Raw genomic sequence first — 26229 nt, forward strand, 5'->3', positions numbered from 1 at the left:
TCACGCGGACACTTTTATACCGCGCGCAGCTGCGCATACTCCCGGGGCGCTCTTTATCACGGGAATTAAGTTTCCCTGAAATAATAAAGAGACGCTTCTCCAGTTGGAAAAACGCCCCTTAAATCAAATAAATGTGGGCTGCCCTAAGGCAGCCCTAAATCGGATATTATGATCTCATGCAACTGTCCGGTTCCACAGTTACAATCTCTTCATTAATTCTTCTCTTTCCTTTTCATAACCCGGCTTCCCGAGCAGCGCAAACATATTCCTCTTATAGCTCTCAACACCCGGCTGGTTAAATGGATTCACTCCCAGAGTATATCCGCTGACACCACATGCAAACTCGAAGAAATAGAACAGCTCACCTAATGAAAACTCGTCCTGCCTCGGGATGTTGACCATGAGATTTGGCACATTTCCATCCGTATGGGCAAGAATTGTTCCGTTCATAGCACTCTTATTTACAAAATCCACAGTTTTCCCTGCAAGATAGTTCAGTCCGTCCAGATCAACCGGCTCTTCCCCAATTTTAAGCTCACACTTTGACTCTTCTACATTCAATACTGTTTCAAACATGATACGGCTTCCGTCCTGGATAAACTGGCCCATGGAGTGCAGATCTGTTGTAAGGTCTACAGATGCAGGGAATATTCCCTTCTGGTCTTTTCCTTCGGACTCGCCATATAACTGTTTCCACCATTCGGAGACATAGTGCAGGCTTGGCTCATAATTGGCTAATATTTCGACTGTTTTACCTTTTCTTAACAGGATATTGCGGACTGCTGCATACTTAAGTGCATCATTATCCTCAAAATCAGCTTCCAGCGCGCGCTTCCTTCCGGCAGCTGCCCCATCCATAAGCTTCTGGATGTCCGCACCGCTGACTGCGATTGGCAAAAGGCCGACCGCTGTGAGTACAGAGTAGCGTCCTCCAACATCATCCGGAACGACGAAGGTCTCATAGCCTTCCTCAGTAGCCAGGTTTTTAAGAGCTCCTCTGGCCTTGTCTGTCGTTGCGTAGATTCTTTTCGCTGCTTCTGCCTTACCATATTTCTTTTCCAGCATCTCTTTAAAAATGCGGAATGCGATTGCCGGTTCAGTAGTGGTCCCTGATTTTGAAATAATATTAACGGAGAAATCTCTGTCTCCCACAACATCGATCAAGTGTTTTAAGTAGGTACTGCTGATACTGTTTCCTACGTAGTAGATTTCCGGAGTCTTGCGGATTTCTTTAGATACATTGTTATAGAAGCTGTGGCGCAAAAATTCAATTGCTGCCCTGGCGCCCAGGTAAGATCCGCCAATACCAATGACCAGCAACACTTCACTGTCGCCCTGAATTTTCTGCGCTGATTCCTGTATCCTTGCAAACTCTTCCTTATCATAATCCACGGGCAGGTCGATCCATCCTAAAAAGTCATTACCTGCACCGCTCTTACTAACCAGTTCTTCCTTGGCTGCGGCTACGATCTTTTTCATTGCCTCTACTTCATTGTCGCCAACGAAACAAGATGCCTTTGAATAGTCAAACGTTACTCTTTCACTCATAATATCCGCTCCTTTAATCAAAGTATTTTTTGATTTCTTTCGTCACTGTTCAGCCATCGTAAGAAAAATTTTCCTTTCCTGATCTGCATAACTGAATAGTCACCCTTTCTTCACAATTCTATCAAAATTATACTACTTTATCAAGATAAAAATTCTTTGAGCACCTCCCTGATAATCCGCTCCTGTTCAGCAGGCTGCATCTGCTTTAAGATTTCCGTGTTGCGCTGCTTTTCCTTTTCCCGTTCCGCCGCACTTTCACTTACCCCTTCCTTTAACCTGGATAGATTTTCCTTCAGTTCACGCTTGTCCCGCTGGGCCTTTGTCTCAGCTTGCTTTCTGGCCCTCCTGGACATGACAGTCACATTCTTAGACTGCGCTGCCGCCACCTCTTCTTTCGGCGCCTTACGGGGGACGGCCTCCTCCGGTGCCGGTTCTTCTTTGAAGGCAAAGTCCTCCTCACTCAAAGAAGATTTTCTCATAAACAGTCCTTCCCGCAGGGACGGACCCTTTTGGACAAGCGGTATCTCTTCCTCCCTGGCTGCTTCCTTTACAGCAGCCGTCTCTTTTAAGACAGGATCCGCATTCTTTCCTTTATTCAAAACAGGGTTGGTCACTTCGACCTCCTGGTGGCGATTAGAAATGCCGGAATTCTCCAGATAGTCTTCCAGCTCAGTAATAAGAAATCTTTCTTTATATCTTACATCAGAAAGCCCGTAGATAACGGCCAGCAGAAGACAGGTGGCTGCTGCTCCCCACAAATAATTCTGCTGTATCTGTGCCGCATAATTCATAGTACCGCTGAGATAATAGCCGGCTATGCCAAGCGCTGCACATATTATAAAAGAGGCTCCCCCGATCCTTTTATAACTGTGAAGGCTCATACCCATGCATTGGTATTCAATAAGGCTCTTCTGAATAAATGCCCTTGCGTTCATCTCCCCGCTGTTCATCCGCCGTACCGTTCCAAACCGCTGTCGGAATTGCTTTATGAATTTCCCCCGCGGCAGTTCAGTGCTCTGGGCGTCTCGTATCATCCTATCATATAGGTTGTTCAGCACCAGCTGGCTGATCACCCCTAATAAACAGATAACTCCCATTGCGTAAAGAAACATGTTTTGTTGCAGAATTGTTTGTAACATATGAATCCCCCTTCTTGGATTTAGTTTTTCGATTCGCCATCATTATAGCGGATTACCTGGGGTTTGAAAAGCAGATTTGTTCGACAAAAAAAGCCCGCAAGTGGCTTATTTACGGGCTTTTTTAACGATGAGGCTCTTCACGTAAACCTCTTTTAGATTTTCCTAAACATCCTTCTCCAGAAGGCCTTTTACCAGCCTGACACTATGCCTTACAGCCAGCTTCTCGAACTCGGGATAGTCCATATTTGCGCTGTCATCGGCCTTATCAGAAATTGCCCGAAGCACTACAAAAGGCACTCCGTTTAAGTATGCTGCCTGGGCAATCGCTGCCCCCTCCATCTCGGTACAGCAGCCGTTAAAATTTGTCGCAATCTTTTTCTTGATTTCTTTGTCACAGATGAACTGGTCACCGCTTACGATTCTACCTGAGATGGCCTTAATATCAGGATTAACCTCTTCACAAACCTTCTTGGCCAGCTCCGCAAGGCCTTTATCTGCCTCAATAGAGAAGATTTCCATCTGCGGAACCTGTCCCAGCGGATACCCAAAGGCTGTACAATCCACATCATGCTGTACCAGATCTGTAGATACAACAACATCTCCGATATTGATAGACGCCTGAAGAGAACCTGCGATTCCTGTATTGATGATCGCATCCACATGGAAATCATCTGCCAGTATCTGGGTGCACACAGCTGCATTCACCTTTCCTATGCCGCTTTTTACCACTACAGCGTTTCTTCCATATAGAGTACCTTCCACAAATTCCATTCCGGCTTTCTTAACCCTGCGCTCTACAGCCATATCCTTTTTAAGGATCTCCACTTCCACTTCCATGGCTCCGATAATTCCAAATTTATTCATCCTTGTCTTCCTCCAACCTTATGTTTACTGACTTATTTTATCCCATTTGCAGTAAAATCACAAGGGAAAGACTTATTGTTACTGTTCACACTTCACCATCCCGAGGGCCGCAGCGCGAAACGGCGGTTTTTGCCGTTTCTGTGCATCGCGGAGCGTGTTACTGGTCACGGAGTAAACAGTAACCTTTCTTTTAAGAGCGGCATAAACAGCCCTCCCTGTACGCTTCTGTTCTGGAAGCTGATCTCATCACCTGAACAGGAATCATACCAGTCTGAAAACGGAACACGGCTCTTTGTCTCTCTTAAGTATCTGGCTACAGGGGCAGCCAGCTCCCTCATCTCTTCCTTATCCGATGTAAGGCAGGCAGTCCAGAGTATCCAGTCTGATTTCGTATATGTCTGCCTGTTGTCCAGGGGCATTCCGAATTTATTCATTTTTTCTTTATACCAGCTGACTTCCCCGGCAAATATATCCTCAGAAAACAGATGGCTGCCAAAAAGCAGGTCCCAGACAAGATTATACTTCAGCCCCCAGCTCTCAGGGCTTCCAAAAGCAAGAACAGTATGGTTTCCCTGTACGGCCCGTTTTGTCCAGCTCTCTGACATCTCCTTCGCCCTCTTCTCATACCATTTGGCTTCCTCACCCCTGCCTGACATACTCAGCAGAATGGACCATGCCTGTACTCCCAGGATAGCTTTTGCCGCCAGATTAGCATTGTGGGCCAGATGCCCGGCAAAGTCATCTGTACAGAGCTGTTCTCCCGGGTCTTCCCCGAATCGCAGAAGATAGGACACCCATTTTTCCAGCAGGTCCATTTCTGCCTCCACAAATCCTGTATTCCCGTCCATAATGCTGACTGCTGCCGCCATTATAAGCATATCCCCGCACTCTTCCACGGGCATCTGCATATCCAGGCTGTAGATGTCCTCTCCTTTTGGATAATTATAGTACATGGGAAATACAAGCCCTTCGTGCGGCTCCCTGTACCCGTATTCTTCCTTAACGCCGTATACCTGTCCGGAGGCATATGGATAACGCCCTACATCGTGCGGTGCAAAATCAAATTTCCACACAGGCATTCTGGCAAACTTAAATACAGGTCGCATCATTCCTTTCACATATTCTGTATTATATAGAAGAAACAGCGGCATAGATGGATAGCTCACGTCCACAGTGCCGATACACCCATTAGAGAAGCATTCTTTAGACAGAAACAGGACATTTCCCTGAGTGTCCTCCACCAGCTTGTGAGCGGCGATGGCCTGACGGTAGGCAAGAGCACAGATCCGTACATAATCCTCACCTATAGCCGACTCTGCCTGCTCCATCAATCTGTCCTCAAACAGGCTGCATTTCTGGGCTGCTGCTCCATGCTCCTGTATTGATATGCCTATCACATCCAGGATCGTCCTGCCGCCTTTCGTCCATATGCCCCTCAATACATCGCCAAAATACATAACAGATGCCATATCATCATATGCAGCTGCAAAAAAACTCTCTGTCCCTGCCGTGTCTGCTTTTAGCTCAAAGGATACCTTTAGTGTACTTCTGTCATCTTCATTATTATATGTAACTTCTCCGCCAGGCTGAGCTGCCATATACAAATATCCCCAGTCAATAGTCACATCATCTCCGCTGTGTCCAAGAGGCGTCTGGCGTATCTGCCCCATCCAGGCGGCGTTAAAGCCGGCCGCTCTGTGGACTCCTCCTGTCATATCTTTTTTAAGAGGGCCATCATAGCAGAATCCCTCATCCATTGTAAATACCAGAACGCATCCATGATCAGCTCCGTCTGTGGATCTTACAGCTGCCTCTACATATGTACAGGGCCTTGATACAAGTTCCATATCAGTGAGCAGTAAGGGAGACAAAAACCTGATTTCCAGCTGTATCCCCTCTCCCTCAAATCTGTAAACAGAAGACGTGGGCCTGATCTCAAGACCAGTCTGTTCCAGATGTGGACAAGTCTCATCTCTGCCCATGAATACCCTCTTCACACCGTCTATTGTTATATATCCCATCATCTTCTTCACTTTGCCTGTCCAGTGGCAGGTATCCGCGCTGTACAGCTCATCAGCCGGTGACCACAGTGAAAAATAAGGATCACTTGTAATCAGCGGGACGCTGGGAACTCTCTCCATTTTCATTCCGTATTATCTCCTTTATCAGATATTGTAACTGTTTTGTATAACCAGCCTGTCTCTTTCCTCCAACACCAGCTCACCATCAAAAGAGCAGACTCCTCCCGCTTCTAAACATACAGGAATGTCTTCCAGGCCTTTTCTGCCATCCTGGTACCTGCCTGCCGATATGCTCTCTTTCTCCAGGAAAGGAAGGATCATCTTCTTAAGCTTAAGGCCTCCCCACAGCACCTGGATACTGCAGCCCTCTGCAGTTTTTTCAAATATTCCCCAGGCTGAGTCCACACTCCAGAAGGAAGTAAATTCTTCTCCCGGCTGCTTTGGATCAAACCCGATAGTTTTTCCGTACATATCATATGTAAAGCCGCTGATAGAAGGAATCAGTGCAAAGCTGGCCATTGATCTGGCGTAATTGCTGCCGCACTCAAATTCATTCCATGGGTTCCTCTTTTCTCCGTCAAACCGTTCTCTCACCGCCCTGACGATCTCAAACCCTTCCTCCAGAAGCCCTTCCTGTATCATATGGCTGGCCGCCTGGTATTCCATGCCGCACATGACTTCATTGCTGTATGTCATGGGTATTGCCGGCTGCCTCTTATTCCCTGGCCAGGCACATACACGTACACCGCCCTCATCATTCATACAGTAGATCCTTGCTGCATTAAATTCATTTCTGGCGCTCTTCTTAAAATTATATTTATAGACTGCGCCAAGCGCCTGCTTCACCTGTCTCCTGTCAAAGACATCCCCAAGCCCGCAGAGATTGGCATGCCATTGTCCGATCACCTGATCCACTGAAGAGCCGTTTGCAATCTGGTACTTGATCTCCTCAGACTCCTGATTCCAATAAGCATCCACAGAATCTTTCCCCACAAGCGGCTTTCCTTCATTATATTTCTCAAGGATGGACTTATCCTTCAGATCCACCTGCTGCTGATAATATTCACCGTTAAACAGATGCGTATCCGACCAGGCCATACCTTTTTTAAACAGTTCCTCATACAGCTGCGCCTCCTCCTCGTGCCCAAGGATATGAGCGATCCTGGAACCTGCTTTCAGCGCCGCCTGATAAAAACCATTCAGCCATGAACTGGGGCCGAACATTTCCATGTCAAGTGTGTGGTGCTGCCTGCCCTCCATGACACCGTCCATGTCGGCATCCCACTTATCTTCATTTGACGGCGCCCAGGCAAATTCCAGCGACTTTTTGACAGCCTCCCATTTTCCCTCCAGCCATTTAATATCCCCGCACAGCCTGAAGTCCCGGTAAACCTTGATCACTCCGCCCATCTGCCCGTCAACGCAGGCCCTGAAATCATATCTGGAGCGTCCCAGAGGCAGCATCAGCCTGAAAGAGACACTTCCATCCTCTCTCTGGCTGTACTTGTATTCCAGGTCACGCATGGACCTCTCCAGCTTCGGAAACAAAAAAGGCAGGGCATATGCATAATTCCATACATGGGAGCATGAGCCTTCACAGCAGCCGCTGTCCGGGCTGCAGCCCTCAAATCCATAAAAAGAACCATCTTCCAGCCTCAGGCATGTAGCAGTCTTTAGTATAGACATATTGGCGCTAACGGCTTCCAGACAGTAGTCCGGCAGGCTTGTCTTATACAGTGTATCCTTAAAAAGCTTAGTCTGCCCGTACAGCCTTTTCCAGTTCTCCAGAGAATATCTGCTGCATTCATATGCATTTTCAAACATAGACGCATAATAATTTTTCCACTGCCTCTGTTCTTCTCTGACCTCACTGGGATTCCAGTAATTACAGCAGTTGGGGAAGTACCAGCTGAACACAAATCGTACAGCCCCGCTCTGTCCCCCCTCAAGCTTCAGGTGAGCAGCCAGCGTTGCCATATCTTCCCCATCCAGCCGGGCCTTGGCACTCCTCTCCCTGTCATCCTCACTGTAATGCCTGTTTTTCAGCGGGCCCGGCCTGTGAATGTCGTCCCAGAAGGTCTGCAGGCTGTCGAACCACTGGGCTCTGTACCAGTATTCCTGGCAGCTTACCTCTCCGGCATCCGTGGCCAGACAGAAGTTTCCAAAGAGCAGGTCATCCTTTTTTGCCGTATCAGATGTCATCTCCACTGATTTTAACTTCCCCTCCTCCCTGAACCTGTTTCTTGTGGTCCCAAATGGAAGAAGGTTATTTACAGAGAAATATGCTGTATAGTCCAGCACTTTATCTGTGGTATTCTCAAATTCAATTTCAAAAAATGCTGCCGGAAGGGAGGAGTCCCTGTCATTTTGCGGTATAAACGGATTAAATGCACGCAGCTTCACATGTCCCGGAAAATACTCATCCCGAAAATCCATCTCCGCAAATGGAAATTCTCCCGCAAATTCTGTATCCTTAAAGTGGGGAACTCCGGCCATCAGCCCCCTGTAAGGGCCAAACCCATAACCAAATCCGCCGTTCCCCCGCTCTATATTAACAGTCTCACCTCCTATGGCGCTGCCAATATAATCCCCCTGCAGAACTCTTACATCCCGCACACTTCCATTCTCCTCTGCCCTGACGCAGATATTTGTAAAGCCGTTCACGGAGCCCTTAAAAGGCCTGTTAAAGATTTCCCAGTCTACAAGGCTTCCGTTTCCCGCAAGTCCGATGGAACCTGTCCCTATACCGCCCAGCGGGAAAGAGATCAGTTTTGTCTTATTTCCTTTATATGTCTTCATTCTGTCCTCCTGTTTACTTAATATCCTATCCATACAAAGCGCACATGTTTTATCCCTTGACACCTGCACTCAGGGACATTGACTGCAGAAAGTATTTCTGTGCAAACAGGTATAAAAGGAATGTAGGGATCATGGCTATACATGCGGCGGCCAGGATAGGCCCCAGCTGGAACCCTCCATAAGCTCCCTGGAGCAGCTGCAGGCCCGCAGTGAGGGGCATCTTTTCCACATCATTGAATACAATTGTCGGCCACAGAAAATCATTCCACACACTTGTAAAGCTGAAAAGGGCTACAACAGTCAGGACCGGCTTTAACATGGGCAGTATCACCATTGTGAATATCCTCCACTCGCCGGCTCCGTCTATTCTGGCGGCCTCATCAAACTCCTTTGGGATTCCCAGTGAAAACTGGCGTACCAGGAATATATTTGTCACGGCGCCCAGGCCGGGTATAATCATCGCCATTGCATTATTCACCCAGTCAAATACAGATATGATCTTGTAGAGAGGAATAATATTTATGACACTGGGGAACAGTGAAATAGCCATGATTGTATAGAAAAGCTGGTCCCTGTATTTAAATTTGAGTCTGGAATATCCATACGCTGTCAGGGAGACAATAATGATGGATAAAACAGCTACCGTAACGGCCATGAACATGGAATTCAGAAACCATCTCACAATAGGGGCGTTATCCGTGTTCTGCAGGATATTTATATAGTTCTCCGTTGTCCACACCTTTGGCAGAAAACCGAATCCCTTTGTCTTGATCTCTGTTTCTGTCTTAAACGAGGTAAAAACTGCCCAGACGATGGGCAGAACCCATACCGCCGCAACCAGGGTCAGAATTGTACATGATGCCCATCTTGATGCCCTTGTCTTTTTCTTCATGATCTTCTCCCCCTATTCGTCTTTAGAAACTAACCTGAACTGTATAAATGAAACTACAAGTATGAATGCCCCGAGGATGATAGCCATGGCAGAAGCCATGCCCGCTATGGACTGACCGGAACCAAATGCCAGATTTTTTATATACATAATGAGCACATTGACCTTGGGAGCTCCTCCCACCCCCTGCTGCGTCAGCATCAATGGCTGCCCGTATACATTAAAGCTCCCCGCCACAGTGATGACCAGGGTATAGAGCAGCTGGAATCTGATCGACGGCAGCGCAATATACCAGATCCTCTTAAGGGCTCCTGCGCCGTCAAGCTCCGCCGATTCATACAGGTCTTTGGAGACGCCTGAGAGCGCCGCCTGGTAAATAACCATGTTTGTCCCCATTGTCCACCACACAGACATGATTATCAATGCGATCCATACATATGGGTATGTAGTTGTGACAGAATGTTTGACTCCAAACATGCTGATAAGCCCAAACCTTTTATTCAGCATCTGCATCCATATGATACCTACAGCAGATATGGAAAACAGTGTGGGGAGATAAAGGATTGACTGGAATATCTTGGAACCTCTTGGTTTCATATTCAGCAGGAGCGCAAATAAAAGCGGCACCAAGATGCTGACAGGTACATTAAGGACCACGAACAAAAGTGTGTTCTTCAGACCATCCATGAACTGTATATGATAAGTTGATTCCCTATTAAACAGGATCTCCCTGTAATTCTCAAGGCCAGCCCACACAGGTGAGTTAATAAAATCCCATCTTGTAAAGGATATTACCAGACCATATATAATAGGTATTAACACAAAAATGGTAAATAAGATCAAATGCGGGCCAATAAAAGCAAAAGGCAGTAATCTGCCTTTTGCCTTCCGGGACCGCTTATTTTTGTCAGTATTTCCTGTACCTGTCTTCTTCATCGTTCCCGCCGCCTTTTCTACTGGTTCTGTGCGATATTGTCCTCAACCTGTTTCTGAGCCTGGTTCAGTCCTTCCTCAAGGTCAATATTCCCAAACAGGATATCTCCAAATACTTTGTTAATGGCATCATCTGCATAACCAGTGTATTTATAGTTCTTAAACTGGATAGATTCTTCAATTTCAGGTGTGGACACAAAGAAATGCTGGTTCATCTCTTTATACTCTGCCTCGTCATCAGCAGCGCTGCTGGCCGGAACCTGTCCTGACCTGGCCCACTCCAGGGTATTCTGGCGCACATATTCCAGAAATTGTGCAATTGTTTTTTCCTTCTCATCGCTTCTGGCATCATTCTTCAGCATTACGAACTGGTTTGAGTTAGCGAAGTTGTAGAATGTATCTGTGTTGTAGCAGATTGAATTTGTAATTCCCCAATTCAGTCCTTCAATAGCATTTAAAGCATTTGCATCCCACACTCCGTCAGGACAGAAGATAGCTTCCCCTGCCATAAAGAGCTGAAGGTTATCTTCTCCTTCGTCACTGCAGCCGCCCAGGTCAACGATCTCTTTTAAAGTCTGCATAGCCTTTGCAAATTCCGGCCCATTGATGTTCGGTGTCGTCTCATCCTTGAACAATTCTGCACCCTCCTGCTTTGCCAGGGAAAGCGCCTGCTCATATCCGAAGAAGGATACCGGGATAGTCACGATCCCGTCCTCTGCTGCCTTTGGTATGATCTCCTTAATCTCATCGATCGTAATCAGGTTGTCATCCAGTACTCCCGGAGCATACTGTTCAACAAGATCTTTATTATATGCCACGCCAATCACACCCATGTCCAGAGGCACAGCGTACTGTTCTCCGTCAAATGTGCCTGTATCCCACACAGCCGCCTTGTAGTTCTCTTTTTTGATCTCAGGTGCGGCGTCCAGCACCGGCTTCATGGATTCCAGCAGCCCCTGGGCATAAAACATGGGGATTCTGGCCACATCCACGATGGTAAGGTCAGGAATTCCTTTTCCTGAATTTACTACTGTCGGGATCTTTGTATAAAGGTCACCTGAAGCCATTGTCACATTCTTAATTCGGTATTTAGGGTTTGTTGCATTGAAGCCTTCAACCATAGCCTTCATATTATCGCCGTCAGGCCCTGTAAAGAAGTTCCAGAATTCTATCTCGTTTTCAGAGGTGCCTTCATCAGATGCATCATCGCCGCTTTTAACAACGCCATCCTGTACATCTGCATTTACCTTTTCTGCTGTTTCTTTAACTGCAGCCGTTTTTGCGCTTTCCGCATCAGCGCTGTTGCCGCAGCCTGCAAATGTCCCCGCCATAAGTGCTGCTGTCAGACAAAGAGATAATCCTATTTTTCCGTTTTTCTTAATCATAATCTTGAAGTCCTCCTTTTAATTAATGTTTTTGTTAACATTTCAAGAAACTGCAGTTTCCAATAAGACGAAAAATAACCAATATTTGGTACTTTTTCAATTGCTTTTTGTGCAATCCGTCATCTTTAAGCATATAGTATATCACTTCATGTTGTTTGTCAATACACAAATTAATAATATTATTAACGTTTAACTTTTGAATTAACAGTGCATGTTGTCAGCATCTATTGTGTTTATATTTAAATATTAATTTTATTTATTCTACAAACTATTCCTTAATTTTGTTTATTTCTTATTATTTTCTCTCTTTTTTCAATCAGCACAATTCACTTTACAATTAACCTTATTATGTTATACTGAATTAAATAAAATGTGTTTTACAAGGAGGTTTATATGCAGCTTGACATTTCCTCGAATAGTTTACCTATTTATGAAGCATTAGCAAGCAGTGTCCGTCTGGAGCTGCTGCGTCTGATATCTGCCGGGGATTACAGCATCACCGAGCTCTCCAAAAAGCTGAACCTGAGCAAAGCCATTATCACAAAGCATATACAGAAGCTGGAGGCGGCGAGGCTTATAACAAGCAAAAAAATACCCGGAAAGTCAGGTGTCAAAAAAATACCTCACCTGGCAGTTGATACTATTGAAATAACATTCCCCACACAGATATACCATTCTTTCTCCATGTACACTACTTCTATCCAGCTGGGCCACTATACCAATTTCGAGGTGGTCCCCACCTGCGGGCTGGCTACCGCAGAAAATATTGTAGGAAAACTGGATGACCCGCTTTCCTTTGTGGAGCCTTCCAGGGTCAACGCCTCCCTTCTCTGGTTTTCAGAAGGGTATGTGGAGTACAAGATACCAAACAACCTGGCTCCCGACCAGAATCCTGAAATGCTGGAATTCGTTATGGAGATCGCCTCCGAATTCCCCTACTCCAACAATGTGTGGCCAAGTGATATCTCCTTTTTTATCAACAATATACCCATTGGCACCTGGACCTGCCCCGGCAACTTTTCTGATGCAAGAGGCTTCTACACACCCTCGTGGTGGGATGACAACCTGAGCCAGTACGGCCTGCTCAAGCATCTGCGGATAAGCCACACCAATTGTGCTATTGACGGCGAAAAGCTCTCGGACGTAAATCTGAAAGATCTGAACATAAAAGACCATCAGTTCATTGACTTCAGAATAGCTGTCCTGCCTGGTGCAGCCAACAAAGGGGGGCTGACTCTTTTTGGGAAAGACTTTGGCAACCACCCCCAGGACATTATAGCTAATCTGTATTTTTCGTAGCCGGCCCGCAATCATTTTTATCTTTGCTTTTTGTCCATCCTCTGCTATAATCTTTCTTAGCAATATAATACAGAAAGGAAGCGTGACATATGAGATACAAAACACATGGTGTCTGTTCTTCAGAAATCAACTTCGAACTGGAAGATGACAAGATCAAAAAAGTAGAGTTTGTAGGCGGCTGCTCCGGCAATACGCAGGGTGTAGCCAGGCTTGTTGAAGGGATGAAAACAGAGGAGGCTATTGCCAGACTGGAAGGTATCCGCTGCGGGAGAAGGCCCACATCCTGTCCTGACCAGCTTGCAAAAGCTTTAAAAGAGGCCATCAGCAGTTCTGGTAACCAGCAGTAACAAAGAGGAGGTCCTTATCCCTTATTCACAGAGACAGGACGATCACATGTCATTACAAAGGCACAGGAGGTATGCAAAAATGGATTTTAAAAAACTTCATATTTTTGCACGGGTTCTTCTGTGCCTTTTCTCATTTACTCTTCTGGCCGGCTGCGGAAGCCCGCCGGGGGAGACTGGCCTATATGAGAAAAAAACATCAGAAGCGGCTGGCAGCGCCGGGGATAAGGGCAGCTGGGACAGCACACCAAAGGTGCTCACCCCCACTGCTGACGGCCTCGTTACATATGGAAACGAGGCTGCCTTAATAGATGCTTCCCACACTCAGGACGGCTATATCATGGCCACCTACCTGGGCTCCTCTTCCAAGGTAAAGCTCCAGATCAAGGGGCCTGACGGCGTCACATATACATACGACATGAAACAGGGAGGATATGATACCTTTCCTCTCAGCGCAGGAGACGGTTCTTACGACATTGGAGTATATGAAAATATAGCAGGTGATAAATACTCCACTGCTTTCTTCCAGACTATAGATGTTCAGCTGAAGGATGAATTTACCCCCTTCCTGTACCCAAACCAGTTTGTCAATTATAATAAAGACACTGAGGCCGTCGCCCTCGCCCAGGAGCTTTCAGCCGGCGCCGGCAGCGGTCTGGATGTGGTTACTAATATCTATCATTATGTAATTGATAATATAAGTTATGATGATGAGAAGGCGGTGGATCCGCCCACTGGTTATCTGCCTGATCTGGATGAAACTCTGGACACGAAAAAGGGGATCTGTTTTGACTATGCCTCACTCATGACATGCATGCTCCGTTCCCAAGGAATACCCACGAAGCTTCAGATCGGTTTCTCCGGAGAGATCAAGCACGCCTGGATCAGCACCTACTTAGAGGAGACAGGATGGGTGGACAATATCATAGAATTTGACGGCAGGGACTGGGAGCTGATGGATCCTACCTTCGCCGCCAATACAGATGCCGCTCAGCTGAAAAAATATATTGGTGATGGAAGCAATTATACACTGCAATATTCCAGATAACAGTAGAAAGGAGTCCATATGGCAAGCAATGAGAAGATAAAAATGCTGTCCAACACAGAGTTGTCCGCTTTTTGTGACCAGATGGCCATGATCCTGCGCTCCGGCATCTCTGCCGCAGAGGGGATCACTATTTTAAAGGAGGACGCCGCCACCCCTGAAGCAGCCGGCATTTTCGGTATGATAGAGACTGAGTTAGAGGAGACAGGACAGCTGCACCTGGCTATAAAGGCGGCCAAAGTATTTCCCAAATACCTGCTGGATATGGCCGAGATCGGTGAATCCTCCGGAAAGCTGGATGAGGTCATGGCCTCACTGGCAAAGTACTATGAGCGTGAGGAAAATATTACAAAGGGAATCAAAAATGCCGTGACATACCCCTTTGTCATGATCGCCATGATGGTTGTCATTATTTTGATCCTTATCATAAAGGTCATGCCGATCTTTAATCAGGTATTCATACAATTGGGCAGCGAAATGACGGGCTTTTCCCGGGGTGTCTTAAATCTGGGCTCTGTCCTCAGCCGTTATTCTGTGGTATTCATAGCTGTTCTCGCCGTGCTGGCAGGGCTTCTCATATACTGCATAAAGTCCCGGAGGGGCCGTGCTTCTTTCCGTGCCCTTGCAGCCAGGCTGCCGTTCACCAGAAAACTGTTTGCCAGCATCGCCTCAGGCAGATTTGCCAGCGGTATGGCCCTCACTCTTTCCAGCGGGCTTGACATGGATGAGAGCCTTGCCATGACTGCCAGGCTTGTGGATAATCCTGTTATGGAAGAAAAAATCCGCAGATGCCAGCAGCTCATAGCTGAGGGGACAAATTTTTCAGATGCCCTTCTCAAATCAGATATCTTTACAGGGATCTATTCAAAAATGGTATCTGTGGGCTTTAAGACAGGGTCGGCTGATGAGATCATGCAGAAGGTGGCGGACCAGTATGAAGCAGAGGTGGACGGAAGGATCGACCACCTGATAGGTATACTGGAGCCGTCTCTCGTAGCTGTCCTGTCCATACTTGTAGGCATGATCCTGCTGTCAGTCATGCTCCCTCTTCTGGGGATCATGTCAGGCATCAGCGCATTTTAAAGAGGTGATTCTATATGAACCGTTTCAGCCACAAACATTCAGGGAGGTCCCCGTTAAAAGGGCTGCTCATACCGCTCTGTTCTTTTATTGCCGCCATGGCGGCGCTTCTCTACGGGCTTTCTTCCATCTCTGACGTGACCGCATCAGAGCAGAAAAAAAGTCTTGAAGCAGCTCTTAGCAGAAGCATAATGGACTGCTATTCCACTGAAGGGGCTTATCCTGAAAATCTTGATTACATAGAAGAGCACTACCCTCTTTATTATGATAAAGACAGATTTTATATCAGCTATCAGCCAATCGGTTCTAACATCATGCCCGTTGTGACTGTCATTGATAAAAAACCTTAGGAGGCGCCTATGAGATTTACAGGTAAAAGAGAACATGTTGTTGATTTCATATTTACGCTGGCGCTTTTCTGTGTTTTTGCCGCCTCTTCGGTACTGGTGACGGTAATCGGCGCGGGCGTATACAAATCAGTGACCTCACATATGCAGATAAATAATACATCCAGAACCTCTCTGGCCTATATATCCGAGAAAATACGCCAGAATGATGTGGCTTCATCAGTGTCCGCCCAGGAGATAGAAGGACATACCGCCCTTGTCCTGTCTGAATACTATGACGGGACAGAATACGCCACTTATATCTATGAGGACGAAGGTCAGTTAAAGGAGCTTTTTCAGAAAGCTTCCTCAACCCCTGCTCTCGCAGCCGGACAGCCGATCATGGAAGTCTCAGACTTTGAAGCCGTGCAGCTGAAGGACCGCCTGTACAGATTTACTGTAGAAGATACGGACGGCGGGAGGTTCTCAGTGGATGTATGCCAAAAAAGCGTCTCAAAGAATGATTCTGCTGACGCCAAAGGAGGCACGGATGAAAAATAACTCCCGATCCACACATTCAAAGTCTGGTCTTTTTTTAATGGAACTGATTCTTGTGATCCTGTTTTTTTCTATTGCAGGAGCGATCTGCATCCAGATATTTGTGAAGGCTCATCTTCTGAGCCGTTCTGCCTCAAAGCTTAACAGAGCTGTTGCCCTGGCACAGAGTGCAGCCGCAGGCCTGGAGGCCGGAAACGGTTCTCTTGAGGACCTGGCTCTGCAGTTTCCTGAGGGTATCCTGGATACGGATACAGATGACAGCCTCTCACATTTTACAGTTTATTATGATGACGCCTGGAAGCCCTGCGGCAAAGCCAGCGCGGTATATTCCCTGAATGTCCTGGCGCCGCGCATTGCAGCTCCGGGTACATTAAACGGGGAATCTGTCGTTATATCCCGCCTTGGCTCCCAGAACAGTGAAATCTACCGGCTGGCGTTTAACATCTATACTCCGGCAGCTGCGAAAGGGGGCGAAGGCTGATGGACAAGAAAAAACATTTTTCCATGAATGTAGGGATATCCTGGATCCTGGTAATATTTATACTGCTCTGTCTCGTTACCTTTGGAGTGCTCTCCATGGTAAGCGCCAATTCTGATTACCAGATGAGCAAAAAGACCGCAGACAGGATTACAGCCTTTTATGAAGCCAGCAGCCGGGCCCAGGATGTTTTAAAACAGATAGACCAGGAGCTGGCAGCTTCTTTTTCAGACGGCAGCTTTCCCCAGTCCGCTCTGGCCAAACTCGCTAAAGATCAGGAGCTGGCAGACAGCCACTCCCTTTCTGTCTCTGAGGAGAATACTATCTCCTTTTCAGAGACTCTCTCCGACACCCAGGCGCTGAGTGTTTCTCTTGAGACCGTACAGGCTCCTGCACAAGGCGAACAGCTTTACAGGATCACCTGCTGGCAGGTAGTCTCTACTGTAGAGTGGGATTATGAGGACACCGGAGAATTATTTAACGGAACCCTTGAATAAAAATGATTGGAGGATATTATGGACATCACTGAAATGCTTAGAAAGGCCCAGGAATCAGGTGCTTCTGATATCTTTATTATAGCGGGCCTGCCTCTTTCCTATAAAGTAAACGGAGTCTTAAAGGAACTCTCTGAAACAAACCTTCTGCCCGCTGACACGCAGGATATCATAGAACAGATCTATGTACTGGCCGGAAACAGAGACATCTCTCATTTTGAAGAGCATGGGGATGATGATTTCTCCTTTGCTGTTCCCGGAATGTCCCGTTTCCGGGTCAGTACTTATAAACAGAGGGGCTCCATGGCGGCTGTAGTGCGTGTCATCGCATTCTCTCTTCCCCACCCATATGAACTGGGCATTTCAGAAAATATCATCCGGCTGGTGGACGCCAATAAGGGGCTTATTCTTGTGACCGGTCCCGCCGGCAGCGGTAAATCCACTACCCTGGCATGTATGGTGGATCATATCAACAGCACAAGAGAGAATCACATCATCACTCTGGAGGACCCGCTTGAATTCCTTCACAAGCACAAGAAAAGCATCGTGAGCCAGAGGGAGATCTCTACCGATACAGACAGCTACATCGTGGCACTGCGGGCAGCACTGCGCCAGAGTCCCGATGTGATCCTCTTAGGTGAGATGCGTGATTACGAGACAATACAGACTGCCATGACGGCGGCTGAGACAGGCCATCTTGTTTTATCCAGCCTCCACACCATAGGCGCAGCCAACACCATAGACCGTATCATTGACGTGTTCCCGCCCAACCAGCAGCGGCAGATAACCGTCCAGCTGGCCATGGTCCTGAATGCCGTAGTCTCCCAGCAGCTCGTTCCGGCCACAGACGGCACCCTCATACCCGCTTTTGAGGTGATGACTCTGACACCTGCTATCAGAAACATGATAAGAGACGGTAAGCTTCATCAGATAGACGGGGTTATCTATTCATCTGCAAGCGCCGATATGATCGCAATGGATACCAGCCTGCTTAACCTTGTCCGCCAAAACCGCATAACGAAGCTGACTGCAGTCAAGTATGCTTCAAATCCGGAGATGCTGGAAAAGAAGCTTAAGATGATTTAGAATGTAAATGTTACTGAACAATTACCTTAATGTTTTATTTTACAACAAGAATGCCCTATGCTATAATAGGAATACTATGCGCAGCAAATGTATGTGCACCACATACAAGTGTGCAAAAAAAGCGAAGCAAACGGGAGAAAAACACAAATGGAGAAAAAACGAAGCAGTTTTTCAGGAAAAATCGGATTCGTCCTGGCGGCTGCCGGTTCTGCAGTAGGACTGGGCAACCTGTGGAGGTTTCCGTATCTTGCAGCCAAATATGGAGGCGGGATTTTTTTATTGGTCTACATCATCCTGGCTGTCACCTTTGGGTACGCGCTCATGACAGCTGAAGTGGCTATCGGCCGCAAGACAGGCCTGAGTGCCATCCAGAGTTTTAAGGTGCTGAATAAGAAGTATTCTTTTATCGGTTATCTGGCATCCCTTGTACCTATCATCATACTGCCTTACTACTGTGTCATCGGCGGATGGGTGATTAAATACTTTTCAGTATTTATCTCCGGGCAGACCACAGCGGCGGCGGCTGACGGTTACTTTGACTCTTTTATCAGCCAGACAGGCCAGCCTATACTCTGGCTTGTGATTTTTATCCTGATCACAGCAGTCATAGTATTTCTCGGCGTAGAAAAAGGGATAGAGAAAGCCAGCAAATTCCTTATGCCTGTGCTCGTAGTCCTCTCAGTCATTGTAGCCATCTATTCCATCACCATGCCGGGAGCTATGGCAGGTGTAAAATATTACCTGATGCCTGACTTCAGTAAATTTTCGCTAAAAACTGTGGTCGCTGCCATGGGACAGCTTTTCTACTCCATGTCACTGGCAATGGGTATTATGATCACATACGGCTCTTATATGAAAAAGGACGTGGACCTGGAGAAGTCAGTATCAAATATCGAGATCTTTGATACTGGAATCGCCCTTATAGCGGGACTCATGATTGTCCCGGCGGTATTTGTATTTAACGGCGGAGATGGGGCTGCCATCAATGCAGGCCCTGGACTTATGTTTGTCACCCTGCCTAAGGTGTTTAATTCAATGCCCTTCGGCTCTGTGATAGGAGGCCTCTTCTTCATCCTGGTGCTGTTTGCGGCGCTGACATCCGCCATATCCCTGATGGAGACTATTGTTTCTATCCTGCACGACAAGCTGGGATGGGGGAGAAAAATCTCCTGTGTAATTGTAACACTTTACGCCATTGCAATGGCCCTGCCCTCATCTTTGGGATTTGGGGCACTGAGCTCCGTACAGCCTATGGGAATGAGTTTCCTGGATTTCTTTGACTTCATCAGCAACAGTATCCTGATGCCTATCGTGGCATTCCTGACAGTGTGCTTTGTTGGATACGTTATCAAGCCAAAGGCTATAGCAGATGAAATCAAGTTAAGCTCTGCATTTAAAAAAGAAAAGCTGTTTAATGTAATGATAAAATATATAGCACCAATCTTCATTATCATGATACTTGTCAGCTCAATCCTGAATGCACTGCAGATCTATACACTGTAATCCCGCAGATATCATGAGTGATACAGTTCAGCCGTCAAGGTCAGACGGGCTTGTCTTTGGCCCGCTGCCTGCAAAAATAACTCCCGGTGGTTATCCACTGCGGGAGTTATTTTTGTTATAGGCCGTGACTAAACCACCCGTTTGACGGGTTGTCATGATTATCAGGAACTCAGTTTTTTAAACAAGTCTTCAAACAGGAGATCCCTGTTTATCCAGAACACATACTTAATAAAATGCCTTGTCTTATTAAATGCATAGCAGTCATCATATTCGGGTATAGGGCTGTGTTCCAGCCTGTCATACATGAATCTGTCATCCAGGAGCCAGCCCACTGCTGTCACATCCCATATTATCCTGCTCCAGCACCTGCTCTGTCCGGTGGCCTCACCTTCTCTCTCAGTTACAGATACCAGGTAATCACACAGTTTATTTTTCCCCTTCAGCCAGTAGTTGAGCTCCGGCCCTGTGGTGGCAAATTCCGAGACAACTCCCATGCAGGGCAGCTGTACAAGAGGCACGCCGCATCCAAACACGATCCTGGCCGCCGCCACATCCTGGTACATATTAAATTCTTTTGTGTCAGGCCACTCAAAGGAATGTCCCCCCAGCCATACTACAACGATCCTGTCAATGATTGCAGGCTCCATCAGGATGGCGGAAGCCACATTCGTGATAGCTGCAATAGCAACTACATACAGAGGATGGTCCTTGTCCCGCTCCATGGCCAGTTCCACCAGATTCCTAGCTGCCGGGGATTCCACAGGCTGCTTTTCATCCGGCAGATACCTGTCTGCCCCCTTATGGACAAGCTTCTTTAGATCCTCCCTGTCCATAAGCTCCAGAACATTCGTGATCTCCTGATAGCTTCTTTCCATACCGTCCGCCGGCCCCGCAGAATTACTGTTAAAAAAGGGAGCCGCATAGACTGCCTTTAAGTTTAGCTTGTCGTCTGATTTAATGAGATATGCCAGGGCATACTGATCATCAACCTCATTATAAGTATCCGTGTCAATAACCACATCAATTTTCCCCTGCGGACGCTGCAGCTTCTGCAGCCTTTCTGATTCTGTCATTTTCCTTCTCCTCCTGTTGTTTATATGCTCCTCATTCTTCTTCATCCAGCTCCTGTGCCAGCTGGGCAAATTCCACCTTTTCAAATTCCTGAATTGATATATGCTTTTTATTAGGATTTGCAAACACAAATGTCTTATCCACGTTTTCCAGATAGTTCTGTATCTTATCGTTTGTGGCGCTGATGATGGCCTGGAATCCCAGCCCCCTGATCAGTTCTATACAGCTTGCCACCTTTTCCGCATCCATCTTGGAGAATGCCTCATCCAGCACCACAAGGCGTATGGTGGGACTGCGCTGCAGGCGGGATCCCAGGTTTATCCTGTAGGCCTGCGCAAAGCTGGCCAGAAGCGCCACATACAGAGGATTCTGCCCCTCACCCCCGGAATTTTTCTTTATCATCTTGCTGAGGCGTATCTTGATAGTCTCATTCCCCTCACCCTCGATGATCTGCTGCATATCAAAGGAGAGGTAGGTGCGGTAATCCGCATATTTCTCCATGTTATGCTTTGCCTCTTCCAGTTCCTCCCCTGTAGCATTATCCGGCGGAATAAAGATGCTGATAAGTTCCTTTGTCATTTCCCCATACTTGCTCTCATGGTTCATTGTGAAGAAATTCATCTGGTTTTCTACTCTGTCAGAGACAAGAAACGGATTTACTTCCAGGTTCTCATCCATAAACAGCTCAAAGAACCTTCCGTCAGGGCCTTTATTTTTAGTAATCACAAACTGGTATCTGTCTTTCCCAAAATCCAGCCTGCTGATGATCCCATTCAGCTCATCACGCCTCTGGAAGGCTTCACGGATCGCACTCCTGATCTTAAAGATGAAGTCCTGCTTGAACAGCTCCATAGCCTCCTGGGCCTGCTCATCAGCCTTCGCATACAGCTCTTCCAGATCAGCATACTGAAGGCGCCCGAGAAGCTCATCATACGCACTGTTATCCCTGTCCTCAGCTGAAAAGGTCCTGTTTGGATGATTCCTCAGATATTCGAATCTGAGCTCCCTCAGGGAAGACATTGCTTCCTCTGTCTCTGAGGCGGCGGCGTTGACACGCCCAAAGAAAAAGCTCTGGAGCTTTTCATAATTAGGATTTTCCCTCTTTTTCAGAAATTCCTGTACGCCCCGCTCCATCTCCTCATCTTTCCTGCAGCTTTTCTCACAGATAATGAGAGCCTCATTCTTCTCCAGATACATCTGCCTGCATTCCTCTATCCTGTTATCAGTGTCCCGGATATCCCGGATAACCTTATCCCTCTCAGACTTTCGTTCCCCACACAGCCTGTCCGTCTGCTCCTGTCTCTCCTTCCACTCATCTATGTTCTGCTCTTCCAGGCCTTTCAGCTTCTTTTCAAGGCGTGACTTCTCTGCCTTTCTGGCCGGAAGCTCATCAATATCCTTTTTCCATGACATATATTCCTGTACATCATAAGGCAGGGCTTCCATTGAAAGTATCCTGCTGCAGTGTGCTGACAGCTCCATAAGCGGTGTCAGCTCTGCATCCAGCTTTTCCTTCAGCTTTTCCAGCTGGCCTATCCTTCTCCTGGTGCTGACCTCTCCTATGTAGGCCCTCCTCGTATAATGTTCAGGATTAATATGCTGCAGCTTGAATCCGTGGTAAAGCATACAGTCACTTGTTATCCCTACCCTGCACCTGCGCAGGCTGTCAGTATCTGAACATTTAATGACGCCGCCCAGCAGAAAATCCACATACGCCCGGGCATAAGGCACCTTTGTAACCACCTCTTCCGCCAGGGCGCCATCCAGGACCTCCACCGTGCCCTCCAGGACCTTTTCTGTGTCCAGTACAGCCACTTTGCAGTACTTCTTCTTATCCAGCTCCTGGTACAGTTCCATGGCTTTCCTGGCATATTGGGGTTCTACAATGAGCAGCAGCTTGTTTCCTGCCATATAGCCTTCCACAGCGTTCCTCCATTTATCATCTCTGATATCCAGAAGATCTGCCAGGATCTCTACCGGTACAACCTTACCTGTCATCTCTTTAAGCCCCTGCCTGATATGCTGCCTGGCCTGTTCCAGCTCTTTCGGATACGCCTTGCGCCCCTGGCGCAGTTCTTTCAGTTCTTCCTGGATCTCTTTTTCCTGTTTTCTCAGATCCCGTATCTTTCCGTCAGCCTCTTTTTTCTGTTCTTCAGTCTCCCCCCGAAGCTCTGACAGAGATGTCTTCAGGCCAGCTATCTGCGCTTCCTCAATGCTCTGTTTGCGGAACCGCTCTATATCCCACAGCACCGTATTTGGGGTAATATCTTCGCCCTCCCAGTCTGAGAGCTTCTCCGCAGCCTGCTGCCATTTGGTCACGCTTCCCCCCAGCCGTTCCACTATCTCATTGACGCCTTTTAACTGAACCTTTATCTCATCATAACCGGAGGAAGCTATCTGTTTTAACAGCTCCCTGCTTTCCTTTTCAAGGCCTGCTATCTCCTCCTCCAACCTCTTTTTATACTGCTCCTGGCTCTGCCTGTCATCTGTGGAGGCAGCCATCTTTACCTGAAGCTCGTATGCAGCTGCTCTTAGCTTTCTGATCTCCATGGCAGTCATGAAATAGTGGTATTTCTGCCTCTCCTTATCCTTTGCCTCCACCTTTTTATATGATTTCTGCAGCTGTGTAAGTTCAGCTATCTCAGCCTTGATATCACCTATCTTCTTGCGCATCCTGCCATACTGCATGACACTTTCCTGCATATCCTCGATGTGGATATCTTCCTCGAGGCAGATGTATTCCTTGACGAAATCTTCCAGCTTAATATTCATCTTAAAGGGGATTGCCCTCTTAAAGAGCAGAGGGAACCTTTCCATATTCAGCCCGCCCAGATATACATCATACAGCTGGCGCCTGAACCTCTCATTGCTGGGCCCTATGTAAAAATCATCCTTTTCGCAGTGTATCTGAAGATACTCCTTGATCTCATCAGTTGACATGGCCCTGCCCGCATTCCTGTAACCAGACTCCAGAAACGGTCCCCTGTGCCAGAAGAAAAGCCTGGATATTTCATTTGTAGCTGATTCTACATCAAATGCAACACCTATGCTCTGACATTCCTGGGTATCTGTCTGTTTTAATTCCATCACTATTGTGGATGAAAAATTTTTATTTCTCAGATAGGAGAACTCATTATTCTCTCCTATATTGACCATGCCCCTGAGATATTCAATAAGAGTCCTGTCTGAATCGTCAGCTGCAGCCTTATTGAAAAATCCCCTTCCGTCCGTATTTGCATACAGAAGGATCTGCATGGCATCAATAACTGTTGATTTACCGCTGCCTGAATGGCCTGTGAAGAAATTGATGCCTTCCGCAAAGGACAGGATCCTTTTATCTATATAATGCCAGTTATTAAGACATATCCTGGATAATGCCTGAAATCTCTGCTTCTCCATCTTCATCCTCCGTTTCTTTAAAGGTATCCAGCAGGGCACGCACGTCATCACCCAGCAGCACCATATTTATGCTGGGATAGATCACCATCCTGCTCTTTCCCTCCAGCTCCTCCAAAAGGTCCAGGGGCTCTACGATCTGGTATTTCTTCAGCAGTGAAACAGCGCGCCTGACCTCTGTGGGCGAAGGCTGTTTTGCCAGCAGGCCGAAGCTGCCCAGCCTCTCATGGATATCTGCCACTGTTGTATATACATTGGCGCTGTTAGATGCATTTGACATCTGTTCATCATAGATCAGCTTCAGAACCAGTACGTACAGTGTCGTCAGCTTAGGCAGCTTTTCCCCCATAAGGTTCTCCCCCTGGAGATATATGATTCCGCTCTGGCTGTTCTCCTTTACAGAAATGCCCGCTATCTCAAAGTAACTTTTTATAAACTCCAGGTGTGTATTGCATACCCTGAAATCCTTATTAAAGGCCAGTCTTCCCATCCTTCTGTCGTATTTCCTCTCCAGCACAAAGGTCTGCCTGTACAGCAGCTGTATGGCAGCACTCACTGCCTCCTTTTCCTCCGGCATCAGCTGCTCATAATATTCTATCATCTGTCCTCTTCCTTTCGTACTTTATATCCTGCCCTCACAAACACAAGATCCGGATAACGGTATCTTCCGCCTTCTATCTCTCCTGATTCCCCGCCTGTTACCCTGTATCTGCTCCCTTTCCTGGCAGCATAATCATATGCAAGAATAAGCTTTTCAAAATCTTCGTCATCTTCTATGACAATATCCTTAACCCTGAAACTGTCCCCGTCCATATGGTCTTCAATAAACTGTTCGATCTGCCTTTTGCTGTAACGGTTGTGGATCCTGTTCAGCTTCAGCACATCCTCTCTTGTAAGCTCCTGCAAAATCTCATCAGGCTCCAGGTTTTCCCTGAATGACCTCTTCTCTTTCCTGCGCTTGTACAGGGACTTCTCTGAAAGGATCTCCACCTGGGAAAAATTCAAACGTCCTGCTGTTTCCCAAAGAATCTCCTCCCTGTCAGGCGCACCGCTCATCCTGTTGAGCAGGCTGACAATAAGTCCCTTCATATCCTCCTCTTCATTGAGAAGATAATTCAGCCTTGTCACAGTTGCCCTCACATACTTCATGTGCTCCTTGTCCATATTAGAGATTCTGTGTTCAATATCATCAAAACCTCTCTCAATCTGCCCTACCATATCCAGAATCCGCATCTGCCTCTCCCGGCTGCCCTCATCTGTAAATTGTCCTGCGCTCTCACGTATCTCTCTCAGCCACTGCTTAATATCATTTTTATAGATATAGAAATTATCGCTTGTCTTCAGGATATGGTATTTCTTCCTCACGACCTCTTCCACATAACCATTCAGATGTTCCTTCAGCAGATCTCCGTAAAATTCTTTTTCCAGAAGGCTGGCAAAAAATTTATCCATATTGTGAAGCATGTCCTGCAGCGCCTTATTCAGTCTCCTGGCATTCACAAGGGCGGTATGGAGCAGCCCCTCGCTGCCCTTTGCATCATTTTTATAAGAAAAAAGTATGGCATAGATGTTCTGGATGTATACCTCCGTGTCATCCTCTTCCTCCCCTGTCAGACGCTCAAACGCATCTATAAAAACCGCTGAATAATCAGGGATTATAATATTGGTAACTCCTGTTGTATAATCTTCCAGCTTCTTCAGCCATCCCGTCCTCACCAGCCAGTTCAGTATCCTGGTGGCCGGCGGCTCCAGAACATCTGCTTCAGACTCCTGCTCCTCCTGCATGATACTGATCCTTCTCTGGGAGAAATAATTCCCCAGCACCTGTATACATATCTCACGGCTCAAAAAATAATTATTATACTGGTATTCCTCGCTGATCTTCAGCAGCGCTTCTATATAAGTCTCCCTGTTGTAGGAACGGAACAGGCTCCAGAAACCATCTGGTATTTCATTCATTAGGGGCATTTA

22 protein-coding genes are annotated in these 26229 nt (G+C 47.0%); 10 read left to right on the forward strand and 12 right to left on the reverse strand.

Features of this window, described 5'->3' with window-relative positions:
* Positions 1-198: 198 nt before the first annotated feature.
* The 8 genes from NSB28_RS17145 to NSB28_RS17180 form a co-directional block, all read right to left on the reverse strand.
* A complete protein-coding gene (locus NSB28_RS17145; protein ID WP_109747685.1) occupies positions 199-1548 on the reverse strand; it encodes a glucose-6-phosphate isomerase in 1350 nt (449 codons plus the stop codon).
* Between the two features lie 140 nt (positions 1549-1688).
* On the reverse strand, positions 1689-2687 hold the full coding sequence (locus NSB28_RS17150; RefSeq protein WP_257497534.1) for a hypothetical protein: 999 nt from the start codon (positions 2685-2687) through the stop codon (positions 1689-1691).
* 162 nt (positions 2688-2849) lie between these two features.
* Positions 2850-3551: a 5'-methylthioadenosine/adenosylhomocysteine nucleosidase gene (locus tag NSB28_RS17155; RefSeq protein WP_109747687.1), complete on the reverse strand. Its 702-nt coding sequence runs from the start codon at positions 3549-3551 to the stop codon at positions 2850-2852.
* A 164-nt stretch (positions 3552-3715) separates the two neighbouring features.
* The gene (locus tag NSB28_RS17160; RefSeq protein WP_109747688.1) at positions 3716-5698 is read right to left on the reverse strand and encodes a glutaminase domain-containing protein; all 1983 of its coding nucleotides are present in this window, start codon (positions 5696-5698) and stop codon (positions 3716-3718) included.
* An 18-nt stretch (positions 5699-5716) separates the two neighbouring features.
* Complete coding sequence (locus tag NSB28_RS17165; protein WP_257497533.1) at positions 5717-8371, reverse strand: non-lysosomal glucosylceramidase; 2655 nt, start codon at positions 8369-8371, stop codon at positions 5717-5719.
* 49 nt (positions 8372-8420) lie between these two features.
* On the reverse strand, positions 8421-9263 hold the full coding sequence (locus NSB28_RS17170; protein ID WP_109747690.1) for a carbohydrate ABC transporter permease: 843 nt from the start codon (positions 9261-9263) through the stop codon (positions 8421-8423).
* A 12-nt stretch (positions 9264-9275) separates the two neighbouring features.
* Positions 9276-10196, reverse strand: a complete 921-nt coding sequence (locus NSB28_RS17175) for a carbohydrate ABC transporter permease (RefSeq protein WP_109747691.1) — start codon at positions 10194-10196, stop codon at positions 9276-9278.
* A gap of 17 nt (positions 10197-10213) precedes the next feature.
* Complete coding sequence (locus NSB28_RS17180) at positions 10214-11578, reverse strand: extracellular solute-binding protein (protein ID WP_109747692.1); 1365 nt, start codon at positions 11576-11578, stop codon at positions 10214-10216.
* 393 nt (positions 11579-11971) lie between these two features.
* Here NSB28_RS17180 and NSB28_RS17185 point away from each other — a divergent pair, with 393 nt between their 5' ends.
* The 10 genes from NSB28_RS17185 (at position 11972) to NSB28_RS17230 (ending at position 19791) form a co-directional block, all read left to right on the forward strand.
* Entirely contained in the window at positions 11972-12877 is a 906-nt protein-coding gene (locus NSB28_RS17185; RefSeq protein ID WP_109747693.1) for an ArsR/SmtB family transcription factor, read from the forward strand.
* Positions 12878-12966: 89 nt separating this feature from the next.
* Entirely contained in the window at positions 12967-13224 is a 258-nt protein-coding gene (locus NSB28_RS17190) for a TIGR03905 family TSCPD domain-containing protein (protein WP_109747694.1), read from the forward strand.
* 79 nt (positions 13225-13303) lie between these two features.
* A complete protein-coding gene (locus NSB28_RS17195) occupies positions 13304-14269 on the forward strand; it encodes a transglutaminase-like domain-containing protein (protein WP_109747695.1) in 966 nt (321 codons plus the stop codon).
* Positions 14270-14287: 18 nt separating this feature from the next.
* Positions 14288-15349, forward strand: a complete 1062-nt coding sequence (locus tag NSB28_RS17200; RefSeq protein ID WP_109747696.1) for a type II secretion system F family protein — start codon at positions 14288-14290, stop codon at positions 15347-15349.
* A gap of 14 nt (positions 15350-15363) precedes the next feature.
* The gene (locus NSB28_RS17205; protein WP_109747697.1) at positions 15364-15696 is read left to right on the forward strand and encodes a hypothetical protein; all 333 of its coding nucleotides are present in this window, start codon (positions 15364-15366) and stop codon (positions 15694-15696) included.
* A 9-nt stretch (positions 15697-15705) separates the two neighbouring features.
* On the forward strand, positions 15706-16233 hold the full coding sequence (locus tag NSB28_RS17210) for a DUF4860 domain-containing protein (RefSeq protein WP_109747698.1): 528 nt from the start codon (positions 15706-15708) through the stop codon (positions 16231-16233).
* Complete coding sequence (locus tag NSB28_RS17215) at positions 16223-16711, forward strand: hypothetical protein (RefSeq protein ID WP_109747699.1); 489 nt, start codon at positions 16223-16225, stop codon at positions 16709-16711. The genes NSB28_RS17210 and NSB28_RS17215 overlap by 11 nt, the downstream gene beginning before the upstream one ends.
* Entirely contained in the window at positions 16711-17205 is a 495-nt protein-coding gene (locus NSB28_RS17220) for a hypothetical protein (RefSeq protein WP_109747700.1), read from the forward strand. The genes NSB28_RS17215 and NSB28_RS17220 overlap by 1 nt, the downstream gene beginning before the upstream one ends.
* 18 nt (positions 17206-17223) lie before the next feature.
* The gene (locus NSB28_RS17225) at positions 17224-18288 is read left to right on the forward strand and encodes a type IV pilus twitching motility protein PilT (RefSeq protein ID WP_109747701.1); all 1065 of its coding nucleotides are present in this window, start codon (positions 17224-17226) and stop codon (positions 18286-18288) included.
* A 147-nt stretch (positions 18289-18435) separates the two neighbouring features.
* Complete coding sequence (locus NSB28_RS17230) at positions 18436-19791, forward strand: sodium-dependent transporter (RefSeq protein WP_109747702.1); 1356 nt, start codon at positions 18436-18438, stop codon at positions 19789-19791.
* Between the two features lie 161 nt (positions 19792-19952).
* Here the strand turns inward: NSB28_RS17230 and NSB28_RS17235 are convergent, their stop codons facing one another.
* From NSB28_RS17235 to NSB28_RS17250, 4 genes are read right to left on the reverse strand one after another with little or no spacing between them, the layout of a single operon-like run.
* Positions 19953-20864, reverse strand: a complete 912-nt coding sequence (locus tag NSB28_RS17235) for a nucleoside hydrolase (protein WP_109747756.1) — start codon at positions 20862-20864, stop codon at positions 19953-19955.
* A 31-nt stretch (positions 20865-20895) separates the two neighbouring features.
* A complete protein-coding gene (locus NSB28_RS17240; protein WP_109747703.1) occupies positions 20896-24261 on the reverse strand; it encodes an ATP-binding protein in 3366 nt (1121 codons plus the stop codon).
* A complete protein-coding gene (locus NSB28_RS17245; protein WP_109747704.1) occupies positions 24218-24859 on the reverse strand; it encodes a DUF4194 domain-containing protein in 642 nt (213 codons plus the stop codon). The genes NSB28_RS17240 and NSB28_RS17245 overlap by 44 nt, the downstream gene beginning before the upstream one ends.
* The gene (locus NSB28_RS17250) at positions 24856-26226 is read right to left on the reverse strand and encodes a Wadjet anti-phage system protein JetA family protein (protein WP_109747705.1); all 1371 of its coding nucleotides are present in this window, start codon (positions 26224-26226) and stop codon (positions 24856-24858) included. Before NSB28_RS17250 ends, NSB28_RS17245 begins: the two co-directional genes overlap by 4 nt.
* Between the last annotated feature and the right edge of the window lie 3 nt (positions 26227-26229).

It is taken from the genome of Murimonas intestini, from assembly GCF_024622195.1.
GTDB classification, from domain to species: Bacteria; Bacillota; Clostridia; order Lachnospirales; family Lachnospiraceae; genus Murimonas; species Murimonas intestini.